This is a genomic window from Coleofasciculus sp. G3-WIS-01 (assembly GCF_040223135.1).
In the GTDB taxonomy this organism is placed as follows: Bacteria; Cyanobacteriota; Cyanobacteriia; order Cyanobacteriales; family Coleofasciculaceae; genus Coleofasciculus.
The window spans coordinates 1-19,804 of the sequence record NZ_JAVJZI010000192.1; the positions used below are offsets into that span (position 1 = coordinate 1).

The window sequence follows — 19,804 nt, forward strand, 5'->3', positions numbered from 1 at the left end:
TTTCGCTATTGCTGATAACGTTGGGACAAAACCCGCCCTGACTAAATGGTTGAATTTTGAATGCGTAGGGGCGGGTTTAGGGACTTCCTTTTCGCTATTGCTGATAACGTTGGGACAAAACCCGCCCTGACTAAATGGTTGGGTTTAGGGGCGGGTTTAGTCACACCCAGGTGAGGTAAAAAACGATAGTAGTGAAACCCGCCCCTACAGCGTCAATAACAAAGGACAAATGACGAATGGCAAATGACTATTCAACCTTGAACTGATCGGCACTCATTTGCAGATTTTGCGCCATTGCCAACAATTCTTGGAACGATGTAGACATCTCCAGAGAATTTTCCGCCGTTTGATTAGCAATCGTCGCCACCTGAGTCATGGTTCGCGTGACAGACTGCAACTCTTGATTTTGAATTTGAGTCGCCTGGGTAATTCCAGCAACCACCTGACTAATCTGACTCGTGGCTTCCACGATCGCATACAAATACTCGCGGGCTTCATTGACTTGGTTTGTGCCAATTGCCACCTGCTGAATCCCAGTTTCCATGACTGTGGAGACTTCTGCTGTACCCATCTGGATCTCCTGCACCAATTGGGCAATCTCCGTCGTCGCTTCCGCTGATTGACGCGCTAGAGAACGCACTTCATCCGCAACCACCACAAAACCTCGTCCATACTCACCGGCGCGTGTGGCTTCAATCGATGCATTCAACGCCAGCAGTTGAGTTTGAGTGGTAAAATTACTAATCAAATTCACCACTCGCGACACCTTTTGCGTCGATTCACTCAAACGCTTCAGCCGCTTACTAGTTTCCGCCACGGTTTCTCGGATATCCATAATCCCATCCACCGTGCGGTTCATCGCCTCATCCCCCGCCTGAACCGTTTCGTTAGCGCGTTGCACCGCTTCGTTCACCTGGCGAGCGCTAGCACCCACCGCTTCAGTGGTATTCACCATCATCTGAATCTGTTCTAGAGTTTGTTCGAGCGCCTGGAACTGGCGTTGCGCTTGTTGCGCCAATCCCGCGATCGCGGCTTCGCTGGCTTGAGAAGTTTGTGCCACTTGGCGAGAGGATTGCTGCACCTGTTTCACAATCCCCCGGAGACTTTGCAGGGTATTATTATAAGCATCCGCCACCGTTCCCACCTCATCTTCAGTAATCGGCGCTCGCACGGTGAGATCCCCCTGTAAAGCCGGACGTACCGCCATTAGCAATTGAATCACCCCCTGTTGCAATTCTTCCTTCGCCGCTTTCTCCCGTTGCGCCGCCGCCATTAGTTGCTCAGACTGTTCCTTAACTTGCTCCAAGGATTGAGCTTGCTGCAGAGCAATCCCTAACTGGATTGACATTTGGGCTAAGAGTTTAATCTCTCCCTCTTCCCAGGTTCGCGGTTCACTGTTTTGATAAACCCCCAGCAATCCCCACAGTTGTTCCCCTTGGAATAGAGGCGCGATCATGTAAGCTTGCACTCCCCACAGTTGCAACACTTCACGGTTAAACGTCAATTCAGTGGCTTGGCTGATGTCATTCACCGCACGGGACTGATTTTGGCGATAGGAACCCCCCCGGGTTTCCTGTAACACCGGATCACTCACCCGCGCCAATTCCGTACCCACAACCTTGATGTATGAGCCGCCCACATCTTCAATCACAAATTGCCCACTCCAATCAGAGTTAAAGCGATAAACCGCCACCCGATCCGCATTTAGCAGGAGTCGCAATTCCTGACTCGTCGCCTGCAACAGAACCTCTGGGTTTAAGGTTCCTTTTTGTAAGCGCTCGGCAATTCGTTGTCCGGTTTTATACAGCAGGTTGATAAAATTACTTTCCCGCTGCGCTAATTGGGCGAATTGATCCGACTGCTGTTGCACCTGCTCTAGGTAGTAGAGTCGTTGTAATGCCGTTCCCACCCCTTGACCGAGTTGGGTTAACGCGGTAATTTCCGTACTCGTCCAGTGGCGAGATCCGGTATTTTGATAAGCACAGAGGATTCCCCATAACTCATCGGCGACGAAAATCGGGGCGAGGGCGTAAGCTTTGACCTCAAATTGCTCTAAGATTTCAACGTGACAATCGGAGTGACCGATGGTATGGATATCATCCACGGCGAAGCTTTCCCGATGGCGATACCGCCCCCCCTGGGTTTCCTTTAAATAGGTGTCTTCCCAAACGGTGCGGATATCGGGACCGACTAAAGGCGTCCAACCTGTCGCCACTGACTCGGCGACAAACACACCACTCCAATCCGGCTCAAATTGATAGACTGCGGTGCGATCGCACTTGAGTAGTTTCCGTAGTTCACGAGTGGCTATATTGTAGATGCTGGGTACATCCTCGCCATAGCTCAACTTAGTGAGGACGGTTGATACCGTTTCCTGGGTTTGGGCAATCGTCGCTAGCTGAGTCGATTGCGCTTGTAATTGGTGCAGGTACTGGGATTGTTTTAGGGCGATGGACAATTGATAAGCCACCTGCTTGACAAACTCGACCTCTTGTTGTTTCCACTTCCGTGGACCACTGCACTGGTGAATACAGAGCAATCCCCACAATTCCATCCCTTGCATGACGGGTGCGACCAAATTCCCTCGCACCTGGAACTTGGAGAGGGTATCAATATAACAGGGGGCTAAATTGGCGTTATAAATATCCGTAACCGCCCAAACCCGTCCCTTACGATAATTTTCCGCATGTTTGTCACCAAAACAGTGATCGTCTATTTTCATCGACAAGGCTGATTGTAAACCTGCCACCACCCGCTCAGACACCATTTCTCCCCGATTAAACCCAGATTCGGGATCAAAGCGAAAGACGCCCACGCGATCAGCGCCCAAAAAGGTTTGCACTTCGCTACAAGCTGTCTGGAAAATCTGATCGATCTCTTGAGATTGGCTAATTTTGGTGATAATTTGAGCCGTAACTCGTTCCAAGTCTGCGGTTTTAACCAGTTGCTGGGATTGGGTTTGCAATTTCTCTAGATACTCCGCCTGTTGTAGCGCCACCCCCAGTTGAGCCGCCACTTGAGTCAGCAGTCGGACTTCACCGTCTTCCCAGTGGCGTGTACTGGTGTTTTGAAACGCACTGAGTAATCCCCACAGCTTTTGTCCTTGGAAGATAGAGACGACGGCGCAGGATTTAACCTCAAAGTATTCTAAAGCCTCGATATGACAATCGGTGAGATTGGCGGTGTAAATATCATCCACAACCAAGGGTTCATTATCGCGAAAACGTCCGCCTTGGTGTTCGTTGAGATAGGGATCTTCCCAACCACTCCCCACGAGTTTTGGAAATCCCCCCGCTTCGGATTCACTGATGAAATCACCGAAATAATCGTCGCGGAATTTATAGATGGTGACACGCTCAACGTTGAGCAGTTTACGCACTTCTTTGGTTGTGGTGTTGAAAATCGTCTCCAAGTCGGTGGTTTGACGAATTTTCTCGATCACACGGGCGATGGTGCGTTCCCGTTCCGCCACTTTTGCCAGTTGTCCGGTTCGCGCTTGCAAACTGTCCAGGTATTCGGCTTGCTGGAGCGCTACGCCAAACTGACGCCCGACTAAGGCAAGTATATTAAGCTCTGAGGCGTCCCATTGACGAGGAGCTGAGTTTTGGAAGGCGGCGAGTAAACCCCAGAGTTTGTCTCCCTCAAAAATGGGCGCGATCGCATAAGCTTTTGCTTCAAATTGTTCTAACAGCTCAATGTGACAATCACTCAAACCGGCGGCGTAAATGTTATTCACTCCATTGGTTTCTTCTTGGCGATAACGCCCGCCTTGGGTTTCCTGGAGATAGGTATCCGCCCAGACTTTTTTGATATCGGGCTCGACTAAGGGAACCCAGCCAGGTGCGACGGATTCAGCAATGAACTCGCCACTCCAATCTTGATTAAACCGATACACCGCCACGCGATCGCAGTTGAGTTGCTGACGGATTTCCCGCGTGGCGCTGCTAAAGACTTGGGGAACATTGAGCGATCGCAAAATGTTCTTCAGGATTTTCGCCGCGACTTGACCCACAACTTTGGTATTTTGGTTCTGGGTACGGAGTTGGCTAAACAGTTCCCCCGGTTGCAGGTTCAAAGCCAGTTCCGTTGTCACCTGATACAGCAGGTTAATTTCTGAGTCTTGGAAGGTGCGGGTTGCGGAACATTGTTGAACAATCAGTAACCCCCAGGCTTGTTTACTCAACAGAATCGGCAAACTTAAACAGGCTTTAATTTGAAACCGTTTCAGCAGTTGCAGTTGGTAGGGACTGGTTACGCCTTGGTAAAGATGATTGAGTGTGACAACTTCTTGCTGTTGATACTCTATTTGATTGTTTGCCCCAAAAGTTAACGCCGGTAAGGATTCACCCAAACAGGGAGTATACCCCGCAACCATTGATTCAGCGCGGACAACGCCCTCGGTATCAGTCTGGAAGCGATAAATTAGGACGCGATCCACTTGGAAATGCTCCCGCACCTCTGCCACAGTGGTTTCTAGCAGCGTATCAACGGTTTCAATTGTGGAAGCGCGACGCATCCGTTTAGCCACTGATAACAACCACTGTCGTTGTTGTTGAAAATAGGTTTCGATATTGATATCAGAGTTAGGGTGGGACTCACCAGTCACGCGATCGCCATTACTGATTTTATGAGCGGAATCCTTCTGTGCATCAGGGTTGAGTACTTGCTTGGATTGTTCGAGTTCTTGCATAATTCGCTTTGTCTAGTCCTAATAAGTCCACGATTCGCGATCGGGAAAGTTTTGAGTTTTGACCCTTCGCCTCGCTAGTCTGGAATGGTTTATGGGGGCGGGTTTAGGGATTTTCTTTAGCCATTGATGGTAACGTTTGCGCCAAACCCGCCTTGACTGTTCACAGACTACGTCTTAAACACCTCTGTCCCACCGGGAGCATGTCAACGAGAGTAGGTTGGGTTGAGGAACGAAACCCAACGCCATCAAGAGCCTGTTGGGTAACGCTATCGCTCTACCCAACCTACTTGAGCGTTTTGTGCTGTCCCTGACATGCTCTCTGTCCCATCTCTCCCTCATTTTTCACTCACGATGCATTTGCCAAAGGGGATAGTGGCTAATGGCGTGAATATTCAGCACAATTCCCTGCTCTTCAGGGAGTGAACCCAGAATAAACGGCAACAGTTTGGGTGGAAATAAACCGGGAACTGCAGGTTGTAAATGTTGTAAATTGTGATATTCAATGTCATTAACTTGTGCAACAACAAGTCCTACAGATTGATCATTAACCTGAACCACTAAAACCACCAAAGCCGCAGATAATTGTCCTTGTTTTTCTAAAGGTAAATAGCCCATCAAATAGTTCAGATCAACTAGCCAAAGCATATCGCCACGCCAGTTACAGATACCTAAAACACAATGGGGCATTTCTGGAACAGGTAGAATCTCCGTTGCGTTCACTCGTAGCACTTCCCCAATCTGTTCCAAAGGCAATAACCCACTATCTTGGTGACCCAAGGGAAAGCGGAGTAACCGCTGCTGCTTTTGGGGGGGGAAAGGTTTAAGGTTGAGTGGTTCAAGACTCGTTGTTAATAGAATTGAGTCGAGGTAATTTGTCATTTTTTAGGTAACAGGGAACAGGAAACATCTAAACTAGTGTGAATTTATTAATGGTTTTCATTAATTCCTGTTGATCGACTGGTTTAGAAATATAGGCATCAGCACCCAACATCGAACCCCATAATTTGTCAGCGTCAGTTCCTTTTGTTGAACAAATTACTACAGGAATTTTCTTGGTATCGATGTTGGTTTTAATCTCGCGGCAAAGTTCAAAGCCACTTTGACCGGGTAAAATCACATCGAGAATTACCAAATCAGGTTTTTGAGATTGGAGTTTTATATGAGCCTCTTCTCCACTCGTCACACTAACCACGTTGAGACCAGCTTGTCTTAAATAACGAGTCAGCACCTGAGTTTCTGTTACACTATCTTCCACTAAAAGAATAGTTGTCATAGTTAATCCAATTTTTGCGATCCAAACTTTATACAGCTTGTTTGTGTTTGTGGTCAAAAGGTCAATCCTGAGCAGAAATTTAATTACTCATATATAAGGATTTTGTCGGCAAATACCTCTGCAAAGTACTTAAGACCTTTTGTTGAGTAATCGGCTTCGGCAAAAAACCAGAAGCCCCGACCATCTTGGCACGCACCCGGTCTACAATGCCGTCATTTCCCGTCAGAATAATCACAGGAATATCCTGAAAAACCGAAACACGGCGAATTTGTGAACAAATTTCATAACCATTGGCTACAGGCATTACCAAATCCAGGAATATGAGATCAGGTTTATTTTCGAGAAGTACGACTAGGGCTTGCACGGAATCCTGAATTGAGACAAACCTATAACCCGCCTCCTCTAAAATATAACCCATCATTTGACTATCAATTCTACTATCATCGATATAAGCAATTACCGCGCCGTCTGATTTGGAGGAGGATGAAGTTGCCGAAGACTTTTGTGAACTTATTCTGCCATTTTGCTGAGATTTGGGTTCGACAAGCTTAGGGTTTAAAATAGAAACTTTTAAGTCATTAACTTCAATTAAACCAATTAAATCTTTACGAATATAGGGAGCAATTGAGTGAGTTAATGGCAGAATATTTTGTTTTAACTTGACTGCTAAATCCCGAAGCGTTTGTGTCCCATCGGCAAGAGTTGTCAGGTTGCGATAAGCAGAGGGTGATGTTTGCAGGCGTAACTGTTCCGCCTGCAAAATTTTGGGGGCTAGATTCGGTGAAATTTCAGCTAAACCAGCTTGTTGCCAAGCTTGCCAATCCTGAAAAACTTGCTGCCAAACGCGCTCTGCCCGTACCACAACCCACCCTAAATCGATGGAATCTTGAGGAATCACTCGGTAGCTTAGATACAAGCCAGAATGATAGTTTTGTTGTTCGCCTGCTTGGATAATATCAAAAAGAACTTCGCTAGTATGACCTTCAACAATTGCCGCCATTTGTCCCAGGGGTACTTGTCCTTGTTTCACTTGTTTGGATAATGACTCATAATCTGGATATTGAATCGGTTCTCCTTCTTGAATCACAGAATTAACAGCCAGTGAAGGACAGTGCAATGACAATTGACGATACCAACGACGCACAGGATGTACTTCACTGTCACAACCAATCAAACTCCCGACGCTAAAGAATAGCTTCCACTGCTGCTGTTGAGGATGGGTTATGTTGAAATCTAACTGACCTGTAAATTGTTGACTCGCACAATTTTGAATTCGTCTTAGCAGTTCTTCTGTGTTAAAGATAACATCATGTTTGGTTGTAGGCCAGTGAGTTGATCGAACAGATAAAGGGGCAAGCATTTTGAATTTTTATTTGTATCCTTCAGTGAGATGATATATTAAATGACTGGGATATAAAAAAGATTAGATTTTAGCTGTATATTTTTAGTTTTCCAAAACTAAATAACACAGCATTTTGCCTGTTTATTAAACACATTTTGATATATTTATTTATACAACTGACTCAATTCTAACTTATATAAATGCCACTGTGTCAATATATTTGACAAAAATTAGCCTTTTAAAATACTGTTATTTACTTTAATAAAATAAATAACATACTAAAAATATTTTTATTTTGCCAATTATTTTTTAGCTTTATTTTAAGCAATAGGGATCATGTCATCTTTGTAGGTTGGGTTGAGGAACGAAACCCAACTCCAGATTAGCCTGTTGGGTAACGCTTACGCAAAAACCCAACCTACTTGAACGTTTTATGCGAAACTGACATGCTCCCAAGCAATATTTCAGTTAAAAATAAATAGATGAGCGAACTCATTTATCAGGGAAAATGTATCATTGCTTCCCCTGCTCCCAGACGCGCCATGGCGCGTCTCTACATGGTTCCAGACGCGCCATGGCGCGTCTCTACATGGTTCCTACCCCTCCACAAGACTCCCTGCAGCAGACTCTACTTAGATGTGTTTTTTTTGAATTCTCTCTTACATCAGAGAGTATTGAATCGGTTGTTTAGTATACCAATCTCCAATGGTTGATCTATTCTGGAACTGGTTAACTTTCGGCTGGGGTAGATGAGTTTGTAAAGCTTGTATAATTTTCTCTTTATTGATGGGCTTGGTGACAAAATCTGACGCCCCGACAATTTTTGCCCTTGTCCGGTCAATAATCCCATCCTTACCCGTGACAATAATCACAGGAGTAGATTTGAAAAAGGGAATCCGACGAATTTGGGAGCAGATTTCATATCCATTAGCAATGGGCATCACTAAATCCAAGAAAATTAGGTCAGGTTTCTTTTCTATCAATATCGATAAAGCTTTCTCCTGATCCTCGATATTGATAAACCCATAACCCGCTTGAGTGAGAATATGATTCATCAGCAACAGATCAACTGAGCTATCCTCAATACAGGCAATTAAAGGACTCGTCTGGTTCGATTCTATTGGAGTTGCTGGAGTTTCTGGTAATGGATGTTCCTGGTTCATATTTGTCAGTGAGGCGACCCTGAAACTCACGTCCTCAACCTCAATCAATTCGATTAAACCTTGACGAATATAAGGGATAATTGGCTGAGTCAGGAGTAAGAGATTCCGGTTCAAATTAACGGCTAAATCTCGTAAGGTTTGACTTCCATCCATTGAAGCCAGAAGGTTATCAGATGAAAATTGAGACGTTTCTTGTTGCAAGGCTTTAAACGTCTGATTAATACCTCCTAAACCACTGAGGTTATCATAAAGCATCAGAGAAAACTGTTGTTGTAATTCTTGAGGTTGTAAAACCTTGGGCGCTAAGTTGGGAGAAATATCTGTTAAATCTGAACCTTGCCAACTTTGCCAAAGTTTTAAGGCTTGTCGCCAGGTTTTATCAACCTCTATAGTGACTAGAGCTGAATCCATCTGCTCTTGAGGAATTTGACTATAAGTGAGTCGCAAGTTTGAGAGAGATGTCTGTTCAAGTTGTTGAATCAGATCAAAGAAGACTTCTAAAATATAGCCTTCGACAACTTCTGTCATTTGCTCTCTTCTAATTTTTCCTTGCATTACCAATTCCGCTAAGGCGTCGTAATTATCACCAGCAAATTGATGTGAACTATTGATAGTCCCATCTTTAAACAGTTGGGGACAGTAACGACAAAGCTGACGCAACCAACTCCGAAGTGGATGTACACCACTTCCGCCACAAATTAAACCCCGGCAAAAATATAAACTCCAATGCTGGCGTTGAGGGGCTTCAATATCTAAGCAACCTGTAAATTGCTCACTGGCGCAGGAGAAAACTTGGGTTGCTAGATTTTCAGTATTGACAATTTGACAAGGGGTAAAGGGAAATCCGCCAGTGCTAATAAATTCAGCCCAGTGTTGAGAGTATCCAATTACTCGCTGGAATTGATTAGTCATAATTTTAAGTTGAACTCCTGGGAATACGGCATGGAATGATTAGCTATGATGAAATCAATTAGCCGAGTTGGGAAAGATATAGAAACAGACTGTACTCAGTCGTAGTAATACCGTCAGCCTTAGATGATAAGCTGGGACAATTAAGCACAGTCTTGTTCGGAGAGAGGTGTACAAAACTGAACCAGTCTAGTTAACATCGCACTTAAGTGCTTGCTGTTCGTATTACAAAATTTGGTAAATCACCCAGATTAGAGGAGTTTTTGCTATCGCCGACAGACGTGAGTCAGCCTCTAACTTCGGCGTTGTGGAGATGCACTGCTGTATCTGGTTGGGTTGTACCCAGTATAATTCTATGTAGACGTTTAGAGGGAGTTGCTTACACTCACTATCGCCAGTAATCATTTGTGAAAGCAGATGGGGCTGAAAAGCTTGCCCGATAATGGTTGCTATTTCACAACTGATTTAGACGTACTCTATCTTTATGGTAGAGGATTTCACGGGTAATTCGGTAAAGTGATCATCAATTTTCTGTAAAGCTCTGTTCACATTTTCTTGATCAAGTCATTATGTTTTCCTATTTTCGGCTGATCTTGCCGCCAATAACCTCAGCATAATGGCGTAAGTTTATCCCTGTAGTTCTTTAGTAGGAAGACAAGCTTTTAATCGTTTCCTAATAAGCATTTCAGCTATCGCATAACCCTGATTTTGCGGTAACATACCTAAGCCAAATAGCTTAGGTATAGGGATAAGCATTACCCAATTTATCCGTAATTACCCCCAGATAATTAATCTTTCTCCCTAGATATTAAGTATTTTTGATTATCAGGTTTTGGCTAAAAATATAGCAACCAGTCTAGAAGAAAGCTATAATGTGAGATGGGATAAAAAGGGTGTATCCCACGCTTAAAGGACGTGGGATTTCACTTACTCCTTCAACAAACACAACAGACGTGGTACTCGCGAAGCACCAAGCCCGCTACATGGTTCATCATTGTTATTTCAAGCAAAGTCTATGAACCATGAACAAAGGGACTAATCTCTGCCATCCATTGAAGGTAGTAAACTCACCGCCGCTTTTGGTGATCGGTTATTTTCTGTACAATTCGCCAATAAATTCATTGAGGACTTTCTGGGCGGCTTTGTAGGCGAGTGCATTTCTACCGATATTCAAGTTACCGAGAATGCGATCACGAATTGCCTCCAACTTGGATAGTGGTGGAACCTGTTGCCTGAGAGTTGAATTGTCCACTCTCAGGCTGCGAATTCCCCCAATGCTGCCCTCAACTGATCTAACTCTTCTCGAATCGGTTGAATTTGGGCAGCAATTCGTTCATCGATCTCAACAAAATTGGCTTGGGTAAGGGGGATGCCTAATGCCGATTTGATGGCATTGGTAATAAATTCAGTCTGAGTGCAGCCTTCCGCCGCACATTTCTCGCGTAGCGCCTGAAGTAATTCGTTGTCTATGCGAAGATTGATCTGGGTTCGTTGTGTCATAGCTTCCTCAAAATTGAAAAACTTTTAAGGTAGCATAGAACCATGCGATAGACAACTTACACCAATACAGAATGAGGCTAACTGCGAAATAATCGCGTATACTGGGTTTCGTGAGCCATGCTAGAGAGCGCGAATCCCCAAGTGCAACTGTTTAACTGTTCATCATCTTCTAGCGCCAAAATGTCTTGGCTAGCCACCGATAGCACAGGGGTAAGTTCCAGTAAAAGTTGTTGACCGACAGTTTGACCCAAGGGAATCAATTTCACACCTGCATTAATTAGATTGGATGCCCAACTGTGGAAATAACCCAATAAAGCAGCCATGAGGTTAATTTGCCAGTAAGCGGCTGCAATACCAAAGGCGATCGCATAATTGCAGGGTGTTCCCACGATCCTAGCTACAGACTGAAGTTCCGGTTCTAACTCGACGAGTAAGCGGATCAGGGAATTCCCCATTTGCCAACTTTGCGATCGCAACTCCGAGGTTTCCTTCGCCGCACTCGCCCAAGCATTCCAATACAACAACGCTTCTAAATCGTCAGCCTGGATACTCTGATAGGATCTTACCATCATAGCCGCTTCTAAGCGAATTGCTCCATAGCTCAATTCTTGGTCAATCCAGGCTTTTAATTGCTTTGGTTTATCAATCACCCCCCGTTCCACCAGTATTTCTAATCCTTCTGAATAGCTATAGGCACCGACGGGTAAAGTGGGACTGGCAAGTTGCAACAAATACAATAGGTTATCATTTGTCATTTGTCATTTCTCAGGGAACTCTAGGGCAGGGAAAATGGCAGGAGTCAAGTCATAACTTTACTGCCACGTGCCACGACTAGACAACTTCACCGCCATTTTCTCCAGAGAGGCGACAGGAGATATAATTCCCGATTTTTTGGTAGGAGGGTTCAAAGTATTAAATACCCTGTCCCAAAATCCATGAATACCATAGTTTCCCTTAAAACTGGTGTGATGCAGATCGTGAAAATCCGATGCAATGAAAAATATAGACAACGAACTATGACCTTCTAGGTTGTAAGCATTCCCGATAACCGTCCAAGCCAAGAGTTGAGTAATATCATAGCCAAATATAAAGATAGGTAAAATATCTGTAATGGTGACTATAATATATTCACTCAGACTCTTAATACCCAATAGAAAAACTGTTGTAATAATGCACAACTCATGGTAATCTTTATGTAAAATTCCAGCTCTAAAAATAAATTTAAAATTATTTTCATTTTTTACCTTGGTTTGATTTAGCGCCAATTACTTATGGAACCGAATTAGTCGAGGAATAATCGCAATTGTCAGGGTGAAAAATTTACAAAAACTATCTATTTTTACTCTTCTAAGTTTTGTGCAATCCGAAACCCTGCGTGTTGATAAAAATTGCGGCGGAACCAATTCCGACAGGAAGCCGAGGCGTAGGTGCCTGTACTTGCCCAAGCCCCACCTCGCATTACCTGATGCTGAGTATCAAAGAAGGGAGCCGAATAATCTTCATAAAGGAAATGGGGCTTGAATCCCGGTAGAGGTTTGAACTCATCACTCAGCCACTCCCACAGCCACTCCCAAACATTACCCCGAATATCATAGAGCCCAGCAGGACTTTTAGCTGTTTCTAAGCTACCCACTGGCGTCGGGGAACCATACTTAACATGAAGATTAAACTCCTGCTCATCCTCACAGTGAGCCGCCGCAACATGCCACTCGGCTTCACTCATTAAGCGAACTCCCTTACCCTGCCAGCGACAGTAAGCCATGGCTTCATTGTGATTGACTTCTACGGGCCAATCAATGGGTAAGTCAATTTCATCAAACATGGCTCGATATTTGTAGCTCCCATTACTAGGTATCCAGAACTTAGGATGTTTGATGTTATATTCACTCTTCCAACTCCAGGATTCTTCATCCCAGAATTCCCGGTTGTCGTAGCCATTCTCTGCCACAAATTTCAGGAATTCCCCATTAGTAATCAAATACTGACTGGCTAAAAAGGGTTTCACCTCCACGGTTTTACTGCCATATTCGCTATCCCAGCCATAAGTCGGAGCATCTTTGGGTTTGCCCAGTTGGGCTACCCCACCGGCAATCTGAATCATTTTATTGGCGTAGACCTTACCATCAGATGTGGCATATTGCCAAGAGTCCGGACGTTCTAGCCTATCGACGGGCAGTTGTCGGATCAGCATGGAGGAGGTTTCAAAATGAATCCGGTTGTGTTCCATTCCCATGATCAGCGCCCAGAGGGGATGATTTTGGTTAATGGGTAGGTTCAGTGGTGTATTGTGGATCAGGTCTGTAACTTCGGCTTTGGCTTTTTCTCGATACCGCCATACATCTTCCACTTGAGGCCAAGGGACATCTGCCATGGCTTGATTCAATTCGGCTGGGGTTGTCGGATCGACTCCCATCTCAAATAGGATTTCGTAGTCAGGGTTAATGCGTTTATCGAGTAATCCAACCCGAACCAATTTATTGATATAGAAGACAGGGGAATGTCCTAAGTAGAAAATTAAAGGATTTCTTAAGGCGTCAGGGTTGACATAGAATGTCTCATCCCATATCAGACTTTTCATGAGAATTTCTTCCAATTCCCAGGAATTCTCAAAGTAGTCGAATAAGGTTTCGCGATCGCACTTGTCCAGTCGAGGGGGGTGAGTTGATTTAAGCCAATCCATTTATTTTTATCGATTATTACTCTTGTGTTTATCTCAAATAGAGTATACAATACCTCTTACTTGCGAATTTAGTCAAGCCCAACAAAAAATTACGTTTTAATGAAATCTTCTAACGTCTTCAATCAAAATTCTTATCTTCCCGCCGCTAATGCTCAAACTGATGGCGTAGATGAAGCGTGGACGGGAACCAACGAACAATGGTGGAATTGGTACATTTCATTGGCTGACAATAGCCAAGAGTCGATCAACCAAGAAGGATTGATTTTTCAACCCGAACAAGTTGCTCATAAAGTTTCCTCCATTGAGGAACTACAAAAAGAGCTAGCCGAACCTTATCTGATTTCAGAACATCAAATTCAACAATTTCAAACGGAAAGTTATATCAGAATCAAAAATATTCTCAGCCCCGGAGCCCTATATCTATTACGAAAGGAATTAAAGCAGCTATTCGAGCAGCATTACAAACTTGACTCAAACCGACAATTCAGCAGCCGAGAAATGATGTGGCTCGAAAGTGAAATCGCTAAGGAGTTTGTCCTGAGCAAAAAGTTAGGTCAGTTGGCAGCAGAGTTATTACAAGTATCAAGTGTTCGGGTCTATCACGATGACTTTTTGTGCAAAGAGCCAGGATGCGGTCGTACTCCTTGGCACTATGATGGTCACCATTACCCAATTGCTAGCCATAATGTTGGCACTATGTGGATTCCGTTACAGCCAACTCCCAAAGAAATGGGTCCTCTGGAATTCGCCAAAGGAATGGAGATTTATAAGCTAGTTCAGGAAATCCCCTTTGATAAGTTTTGTCAAGGTCATGATCGCGCCCTATCTGAAATGTTTCAAGCTCGCGGTATTGTGATTGATCGGGAACCCTTCCAACTTGGAGAAATCAGTTTTCAGCATTGTTTAAATGTTCATGGAGCAAGCCCTAATTATACCACCCAACAACGGATAGCTTTTGGCATCAGTTATTTTGAAAATGGAGCTAGGGTTATTAATTCTCCAACGCTGATTTCTGGCGATTGGCAGAAGTTCATGCCTGGTGTCCAGCCTTCGGAAACTATTTCTAGTTCCTATAATCCAGTTGTTTACGATAGCAAGATACAATAAATTACGTTTACTATATTATTTTGTACTCTATAAACGTGAAAAGCGCTGTAGACAGTCATAAGTACCTGGACATACAGCGTAGTGGCATGACACACCTAATTGGGTAGATTAGCATTACATTCAGAAATTGTAGGGGCGCACAGACGTGCGCCCGATTTAATCGTCAAATCTATCCCACAATTTTAGCTGTGTCAGTCCACTACATTTATTTTTGAGACAGGATCAAGCCAAACCATTGTTTGGGATCGCTCCAGACAGCAAGGGGTTTTAACCCTTTGGCTTGAAGTTCCCCTTGGATTACCTCTAAATTAAACTTGCGGGAAATTTCCGTCTTGATCGTCTCCCCAGCTTCAAACTCAACCTGAAGATCAAGGGCTTCTAGGCAAACAGTATGAGCTTCTCTACAGCGCAAATGCATCTCAATTTGATTAAGCTGCTCATTGTAAAACGCCCAATGTTCAAACCGTTTCCTGTCGAACTTAGCCGCAAAACGCTGGTTGAGATGATCCAACATATTCAGATTGAATTCAGCTGTTACTCCCTGAGCATCATTGTAAGCCGCTTCCAATACCTGTTTAGGCTTTTGTAAATCGACTCCCAATAAGAAATACTCCCCTGTATCCAGAGCCTCTACAATTTGGCAGAAAAAGCGATCGCACTCCTGTGGCGTCAAATTTCCTAAGGTACTTCCCAAGAAGAAAATCATCCGAGATGGCAAAGACGTCGGCTTAAGTTGGGCGAGGGCTTGTTGATAAGTCCCCACCAACCCCTGAATCTGCAACGTCGGATAATCTCGGAGTAACTGGTGGGCACTTTCGATTAAAATACCGCCACTGACATCAATCGGTGCATATACCACCCCATTTCCCAGGGTTTGATAAGCATCAAGCAACTGGCGAGTTTTGGTTGAACTCCCACTCCCGAGTTCTACAAGTTCGCAAACTCCCGTCTTATGGGCTATTTCACCAGCAAACTGGCGGAGAATCCAGCTTTCTGTGCGAGTTGGGTAATATTCCGGTAACTCACAGATTTGCTCAAATAACTGCGAACCTCGGTCATCATAGAAGTATCGCGGCGGTAAGGATTTAGGCGTTTGGGTTAATCCGCTAATAATATCTTGTCCATCTATAATAGTCGTCGCCCCGTAGGAACGGTCAAGGTAATTAATCTCTAGACGCTCTTCGGTCGAACTGAGATTCTCCTTGGTTTCTTGCACAATTGCCAAAATATTACTCCCTTAAATCATTGAGAATCCTCAAATCCTATCATGTCCCCTGGTGATTTTATCCCTAATTGCCTTTTTCAGCAGCAGAAAATTCCCCTATCTCCCAGACACTTCTCCCATCGCGTCTGTACCTTTTCAGAGTAGGGTGGGCAATGCCCACCCACCAAAATTTCAATACAATTCCCCTTAAGGGGTAGGATTCGGATAGCGATCGTGAACGGCATTAATTTCTGCCAAGATATCCTGCTCCAATGTCACCTCAGCCGCGCTCAGATTTTCCTTAAGTTGTTCCATCGTAGTTGCACCGATAATCGTACTGGTGACAAACCAACGCGATCGCACAAATGCCAAGGCTAACTGGGCTGGCGTCAAGTTGTGCTTATGGGCAATTTCCACATACTCCTTCACTGCTTCGGTGAGATTGGATTTCTCATACCGCCTACCAAATCCTTGAAATAGGGCTAGCCGTGACTTTTCCGGGATACCGTTGAGATATTTACCCGTCAGCAAGCCAAAGGCTAGGGGACTGTATCCTAGCAACCCAACCTGATTAAATCGACAGGCTTCAGCGAGGTGAATATCAAAGATGCGGTTAACTAAGCTGTAGGCATTTTGAATCGACACCACTTTGGGTAATCCTAGCTGCTTGGCGATATGGCAAAACTCACATACTCCCCAAGGGGTTTCATTACTCAACCCCAAATAGCGAATTTTTCCGGCTTTAATCAAATCAGCGAATACCCCCAGTTGTTCAGTAATCGGTACAGTGTCCCGTTCCTGCTTGGGATCGTAATCGGGGGCGCCAAACAAGGGAACATAGCGATCGGGCCAATGGATTTGATAGAGGTCAATGTAATCAGTACGCAGGCGCTTAAGACTATCTTCTAGTGCTTGTTCAATATTCGGGCGGTCAATTCGGTGGTTTTCTCCCCGAATCCAGCTTATCCGAGACCCAGGACCGGCAATTTTGGTCGCCACAATTAGCTGATCGCGCTGCTGCTTAACTAACCACTCGCCAATATACTCCTCCGTCTTCCCCTGAGTTTCAGCGCGTCCCGGTACGGGATACATTTCTGCTGTGTCAATAAAGTTAACACCTTGGGAAATCGCATAGTCTAATTGCTCTTTGGCATCTTCTATAGTATTCTGCTGACCATAGGTCATGGTTCCTAGACAAATTTCTGAAACCCGTAGATTGCTCTCCCCCAGTTGTTTGTACTCCATACCTGATGATTAAATAATTGTCATCCTTCTATATTAATCCAAAATGTTAAAACGCTATTCGACTCAAGGAATTATTAATTTTTCTTGAGTTTAGGTTAAATTTTAATTATCATCTATTAATATTTTATTATCAGCTCGAATAAAAGTACTCAAAGGTTAAGGTCATGCCTATTGTTACAGCCCTTCGTTCTTTTTTGAACAATCCCCAAGCTATTCCTAAAAATATTTTTCTGCGCCTACCTAAGACGATTTCTTATGAACCCCATATTTTTGTATTTGGTGCGCCTCGAAGTGGGACAACTTTGATGAAATTAATTTTAGGCGCTCATCCTAACTTGAGTGGTTTTGGTTATGAAACTGGGTTGTTTATGTACCGGGATATTTATGGATTTACTTATGAAAGATTTACCACTACAGAAATAGCTAATTTAATTGAACAGTCCCAAGACATTGTGCAATTTTACGATAAATTCACTCAACATATCACTCAACAAACAGGAGGTCAGCGTTTTATTGAAAAAACTCCCCAGCATGTTTTGAGGCTGAAGTTTTTATTAAAGCACTTTCCCAACGCCAAGTTTATTAATATGTTCCGCGATGGTCGAGACGGCTATTGTTCAGCACGTCATCACCAAAACGTTCCTCAAGGAAAGAGTATCGTCCGTTATGCTTCCTACTGGAAAAAATGTATAAATGCGAGACTAAACCAGGAAAATAATGAAAATATTCTTGACGTTAAGTATGAAGAATTAACGAATAACCCGGAACAGGTAGTTAGACAAATCATGAATTTTATTGGAGAAAAGTATGATTCCAGACAGATCAATCCTAAATACTATTCCCAAAACACGATTACTCAAGATACTCGCCAAGAGTTTCGCAAATTATCCAAATCCATTGATCAGGCGAGTCAAGGGCGCTGGAAAAAAGAGTTAACTGAATCAGAGGTAAAGCAGTTTCATGAAATCGCAGGTCGAGAATTAGAAATACTCGGCTATATTGAGGATGGTTTAAAGGTGGACACAGACCATTTATTGAGAAATCACTGATTTATAAATAGTCGGAAACAATTCAACTTAATGGTTGAGATAAGGGAACCCAACCGACAAAACTACCCTTCATCTCTAACCAATGGCAATACAGTGATCAACTCTGAAAAGCGGTTGAAATCGGCAACATTATGGGTCAATAGCTGATCAATCCCATAAACCAGCATTGTTGCCACAATATTGGCATCATGGACTTGCCGACCACCTATAGGAATTTCCTCCATCAACCTTAACAGCCGTTCTGTCACTTGTGCGTTGTCTTCAGCGACACGAAAGTGGTCTTGAAAAAATCGCACTCGTGCAATCACAATTTCTACAGGTCGAGGATTGACAAAAGCTTGAGGGCGGGTGAGAGTTGTCAAATATTCTCGCAAAACTTGTCGGCTAATCCATAAATCGATTCCGGCTTCATAACGAGTTTGAATGGCTTCTAGTGCCGATTGGTGAAATAGAGATTCTTCAACATTGGCGTACACCAGAATATTGGTATCGAGAAATACCGCATTATCGACCCCATTCATCATACATATCCTCACGTCTTAGGGAAAGATTAGGAGACCAAGAACCGTAACTATCCACAGGAAAATTTAAAGGAGGACGTTGCTTCCGAGTTTCTGATGTTTCTGGAACAATGGTCTGATCAAGCACCAACACAACCTGATACTCTCCGGCTGGAATATCAGGGGGGAGTTGTAGAGTGATTTTACCATCTGATGTGACGTTGGCTGTTGTTTCAAGGGTTCTCATTTTATTTCTCCTATCTATCGCCTTATTGTACATTTTACTCATAAATCAGACCAAACCTCTCTCCATCCCCCCCTTGCCCCCATCTCACAAGGGTAGGTTTTTTACCTTGACGGTATAATGGGGGTAAGACTTGGAAGACCTGGAGGGAAAGTGGACAAGGAAGAAGACAAAAAAAACATAAAAACTCATGAAGATCTTATTATCTCTTCAATTAGCGTTTGATGCAGCCATGACTATTTTTGAAATATCAAAACAATTTCCCCTAGAAGAAAGATATTCTCTAACTGACCAAATTAGACGTTCATCTCGTGCTGTGTGTGCTAACGCAAGCAGAAGCGTGGAGAAAAAGAAGGTATAAAGCATCGTTTCTGGCTAAATTAAATGATTGTGAAGCCGAAAGTGCTGAAACGCAGGTTTGGCTGAAATTTGCTGTTAAATGTGAGTATATATCAACGGAGCAAGGGAGAAAAATATATCATACATATAATCAAATTTTAAGCGGATTAGTCAAGATGATTAATCATCCAGAAAATTGGTTAATTGGTTGAGCTATGTTAAGAAATAAACATTTAAAAGACTGGTCAAAAATTGTCTCCTCTCATTTTCCTGATTTATCTTTGCCTGAAGTAATCGGTTTAGCCACTTGGAGCGTTGGCATGGTGATGACAGGTTCAAGTAGTCTGACCCGAGTTTCAGAATTTATCGCTAAAATCAATGGAGAAAAAAGCAATACAGTCAGACAAAGACTGAAAGAATGGTATCAAGATAGTAAAGGAAAGAAAGGAGAAAAGCGAAGAGAGTTAGATGTCAGCCAATGCGAGAGCCCCTTTACTCAAGTGGATTCTCAGTTTATGGAAGTCTGAAGACAAGTGTCTACCCTTAGCAATAGATGCAA

Annotated in this window: 17 protein-coding genes and 1 pseudogene; 4 read left to right on the forward strand and 14 right to left on the reverse strand. The window is 43.7% G+C overall.

The features are described from left to right. Nucleotides 1–247: 247 nt before the first annotated feature. The 10 genes from RIM23_RS19725 to ovoA all read right to left on the reverse strand — a co-directional run bounded on the left by RIM23_RS19725 (nt 248) and on the right by ovoA (nt 13,557). A complete protein-coding gene (locus RIM23_RS19725) occupies nt 248–4,690 on the reverse strand; it encodes a GAF domain-containing protein (protein ID WP_446368826.1) in 4,443 nt (1,480 codons plus the stop codon). A gap of 342 nt (nt 4,691–5,032) precedes the next feature. Next, complete coding sequence (locus RIM23_RS19730; RefSeq protein ID WP_446368827.1) at nt 5,033–5,569, reverse strand: chemotaxis protein CheW; 537 nt, start codon at nt 5,567–5,569, stop codon at nt 5,033–5,035. A 28-nt stretch (nt 5,570–5,597) separates the two neighbouring features. Continuing rightward, a complete protein-coding gene (locus tag RIM23_RS19735) occupies nt 5,598–5,963 on the reverse strand; it encodes a response regulator transcription factor (protein ID WP_446356660.1) in 366 nt (121 codons plus the stop codon). Nucleotides 5,964–6,042: 79 nt separating this feature from the next. Beyond that, complete coding sequence (locus tag RIM23_RS19740; protein ID WP_446368828.1) at nt 6,043–7,323, reverse strand: response regulator; 1,281 nt, start codon at nt 7,321–7,323, stop codon at nt 6,043–6,045. 641 nt (nt 7,324–7,964) lie between these two features. After that, nucleotides 7,965–9,380 (reverse strand): response regulator, encoded by a 1,416-nt coding sequence (locus RIM23_RS19745; RefSeq protein ID WP_446368829.1) that lies wholly within the window; start codon nt 9,378–9,380, stop codon nt 7,965–7,967. A 1,087-nt stretch (nt 9,381–10,467) separates the two neighbouring features. Continuing rightward, nucleotides 10,468–10,629 (reverse strand): hypothetical protein, encoded by a 162-nt coding sequence (locus RIM23_RS19750; protein ID WP_446368830.1) that lies wholly within the window; start codon nt 10,627–10,629, stop codon nt 10,468–10,470. 2 nt (nt 10,630–10,631) lie between these two features. Further along, nucleotides 10,632–10,877: a hypothetical protein gene (locus RIM23_RS19755; RefSeq protein WP_446356666.1), complete on the reverse strand. Its 246-nt coding sequence runs from the start codon at nt 10,875–10,877 to the stop codon at nt 10,632–10,634. 77 nt (nt 10,878–10,954) lie between these two features. Then, nucleotides 10,955–11,632: an urease accessory protein UreF gene (locus tag RIM23_RS19760; protein ID WP_446368831.1), complete on the reverse strand. Its 678-nt coding sequence runs from the start codon at nt 11,630–11,632 to the stop codon at nt 10,955–10,957. A 57-nt stretch (nt 11,633–11,689) separates the two neighbouring features. After that, complete coding sequence (locus RIM23_RS19765) at nt 11,690–12,142, reverse strand: sterol desaturase family protein (RefSeq protein ID WP_446368832.1); 453 nt, start codon at nt 12,140–12,142, stop codon at nt 11,690–11,692. 74 nt (nt 12,143–12,216) lie between these two features. Further along, nucleotides 12,217–13,557: a 5-histidylcysteine sulfoxide synthase gene (gene ovoA, locus RIM23_RS19770; RefSeq protein ID WP_446368833.1), complete on the reverse strand. Its 1,341-nt coding sequence runs from the start codon at nt 13,555–13,557 to the stop codon at nt 12,217–12,219. Between the two features lie 99 nt (nt 13,558–13,656). On the opposite strand from ovoA, the gene RIM23_RS19775 reads away from it, so the two are divergent. Continuing rightward, on the forward strand, nt 13,657–14,664 hold the full coding sequence (locus RIM23_RS19775) for a phytanoyl-CoA dioxygenase family protein (RefSeq protein ID WP_446368834.1): 1,008 nt from the start codon (nt 13,657–13,659) through the stop codon (nt 14,662–14,664). A gap of 205 nt (nt 14,665–14,869) precedes the next feature. Here the strand turns inward: RIM23_RS19775 and egtD are convergent, their stop codons facing one another. Together egtD and RIM23_RS19785 are read right to left on the reverse strand one after the other, a co-directional pair. Beyond that, nucleotides 14,870–15,892, reverse strand: coding sequence for an L-histidine N(alpha)-methyltransferase (gene egtD / locus RIM23_RS19780; RefSeq protein ID WP_446368840.1), 1,023 nt, complete (start codon nt 15,890–15,892; stop codon nt 14,870–14,872). A 183-nt stretch (nt 15,893–16,075) separates the two neighbouring features. Further along, nucleotides 16,076–17,113 (reverse strand): NADP(H)-dependent aldo-keto reductase, encoded by a 1,038-nt coding sequence (locus tag RIM23_RS19785; RefSeq protein ID WP_446368835.1) that lies wholly within the window; start codon nt 17,111–17,113, stop codon nt 16,076–16,078. Between the two features lie 164 nt (nt 17,114–17,277). On the opposite strand from RIM23_RS19785, the gene RIM23_RS19790 reads away from it, so the two are divergent. Continuing rightward, nucleotides 17,278–18,162: a sulfotransferase family protein gene (locus RIM23_RS19790; protein WP_446368836.1), complete on the forward strand. Its 885-nt coding sequence runs from the start codon at nt 17,278–17,280 to the stop codon at nt 18,160–18,162. A 62-nt stretch (nt 18,163–18,224) separates the two neighbouring features. On the opposite strand, the gene RIM23_RS19795 is transcribed toward RIM23_RS19790, so the two are convergent. Further along, nucleotides 18,225–18,686 (reverse strand): type II toxin-antitoxin system VapC family toxin, encoded by a 462-nt coding sequence (locus tag RIM23_RS19795; RefSeq protein ID WP_446368837.1) that lies wholly within the window; start codon nt 18,684–18,686, stop codon nt 18,225–18,227. Next, nucleotides 18,667–18,909 (reverse strand): hypothetical protein, encoded by a 243-nt coding sequence (locus RIM23_RS19800; protein WP_446368838.1) that lies wholly within the window; start codon nt 18,907–18,909, stop codon nt 18,667–18,669. The genes RIM23_RS19795 and RIM23_RS19800 overlap by 20 nt, the downstream gene beginning before the upstream one ends. A 117-nt stretch (nt 18,910–19,026) precedes the next feature. Between RIM23_RS19800 and RIM23_RS19805 the strand changes: the two are divergent. Together RIM23_RS19805 and RIM23_RS19810 are read left to right on the forward strand one after the other, a co-directional pair. Next, nucleotides 19,027–19,457 (forward strand): annotated as a pseudogene (locus RIM23_RS19805) (four helix bundle protein). Between the two features lie 3 nt (nt 19,458–19,460). Then, the gene (locus tag RIM23_RS19810) at nt 19,461–19,772 is read left to right on the forward strand and encodes a hypothetical protein (protein WP_446368839.1); all 312 of its coding nucleotides are present in this window, start codon (nt 19,461–19,463) and stop codon (nt 19,770–19,772) included. The last annotated feature ends 32 nt before the right edge of the window (nt 19,773–19,804 follow it).

Bases quoted from the DNA above. Each gene is read 5' to 3' on its own strand.
- RIM23_RS19725 (WP_446368826.1), bottom strand. From the start codon at position 4,690: ATGCAAGAACTCGAACAATCCAAGCAAGTACTCAACCCTGATGCACAG.
- RIM23_RS19730 (WP_446368827.1), bottom strand. From the start codon at position 5,569: ATGACAAATTACCTCGACTCAATTCTATTAACAACGAGTCTTGAACCA.
- RIM23_RS19735 (WP_446356660.1), bottom strand. From the start codon at position 5,963: ATGACAACTATTCTTTTAGTGGAAGATAGTGTAACAGAAACTCAGGTG.
- RIM23_RS19740 (WP_446368828.1), bottom strand. From the start codon at position 7,323: ATGCTTGCCCCTTTATCTGTTCGATCAACTCACTGGCCTACAACCAAA.
- RIM23_RS19745 (WP_446368829.1), bottom strand. From the start codon at position 9,380: ATGACTAATCAATTCCAGCGAGTAATTGGATACTCTCAACACTGGGCT.
- RIM23_RS19755 (WP_446356666.1), bottom strand. From the start codon at position 10,877: ATGACACAACGAACCCAGATCAATCTTCGCATAGACAACGAATTACTT.
- RIM23_RS19760 (WP_446368831.1), bottom strand. From the start codon at position 11,632: ATGACAAATGATAACCTATTGTATTTGTTGCAACTTGCCAGTCCCACT.
- ovoA (WP_446368833.1), bottom strand. From the start codon at position 13,557: ATGGATTGGCTTAAATCAACTCACCCCCCTCGACTGGACAAGTGCGAT.
- RIM23_RS19775 (WP_446368834.1), top strand. From the start codon at position 13,657: ATGAAATCTTCTAACGTCTTCAATCAAAATTCTTATCTTCCCGCCGCT.
- RIM23_RS19785 (WP_446368835.1), bottom strand. From the start codon at position 17,113: ATGGAGTACAAACAACTGGGGGAGAGCAATCTACGGGTTTCAGAAATT.
- RIM23_RS19790 (WP_446368836.1), top strand. From the start codon at position 17,278: ATGCCTATTGTTACAGCCCTTCGTTCTTTTTTGAACAATCCCCAAGCT.
- RIM23_RS19795 (WP_446368837.1), bottom strand. From the start codon at position 18,686: ATGATGAATGGGGTCGATAATGCGGTATTTCTCGATACCAATATTCTG.
- RIM23_RS19800 (WP_446368838.1), bottom strand. From the start codon at position 18,909: ATGAGAACCCTTGAAACAACAGCCAACGTCACATCAGATGGTAAAATC.
- RIM23_RS19810 (WP_446368839.1), top strand. From the start codon at position 19,461: ATGTTAAGAAATAAACATTTAAAAGACTGGTCAAAAATTGTCTCCTCT.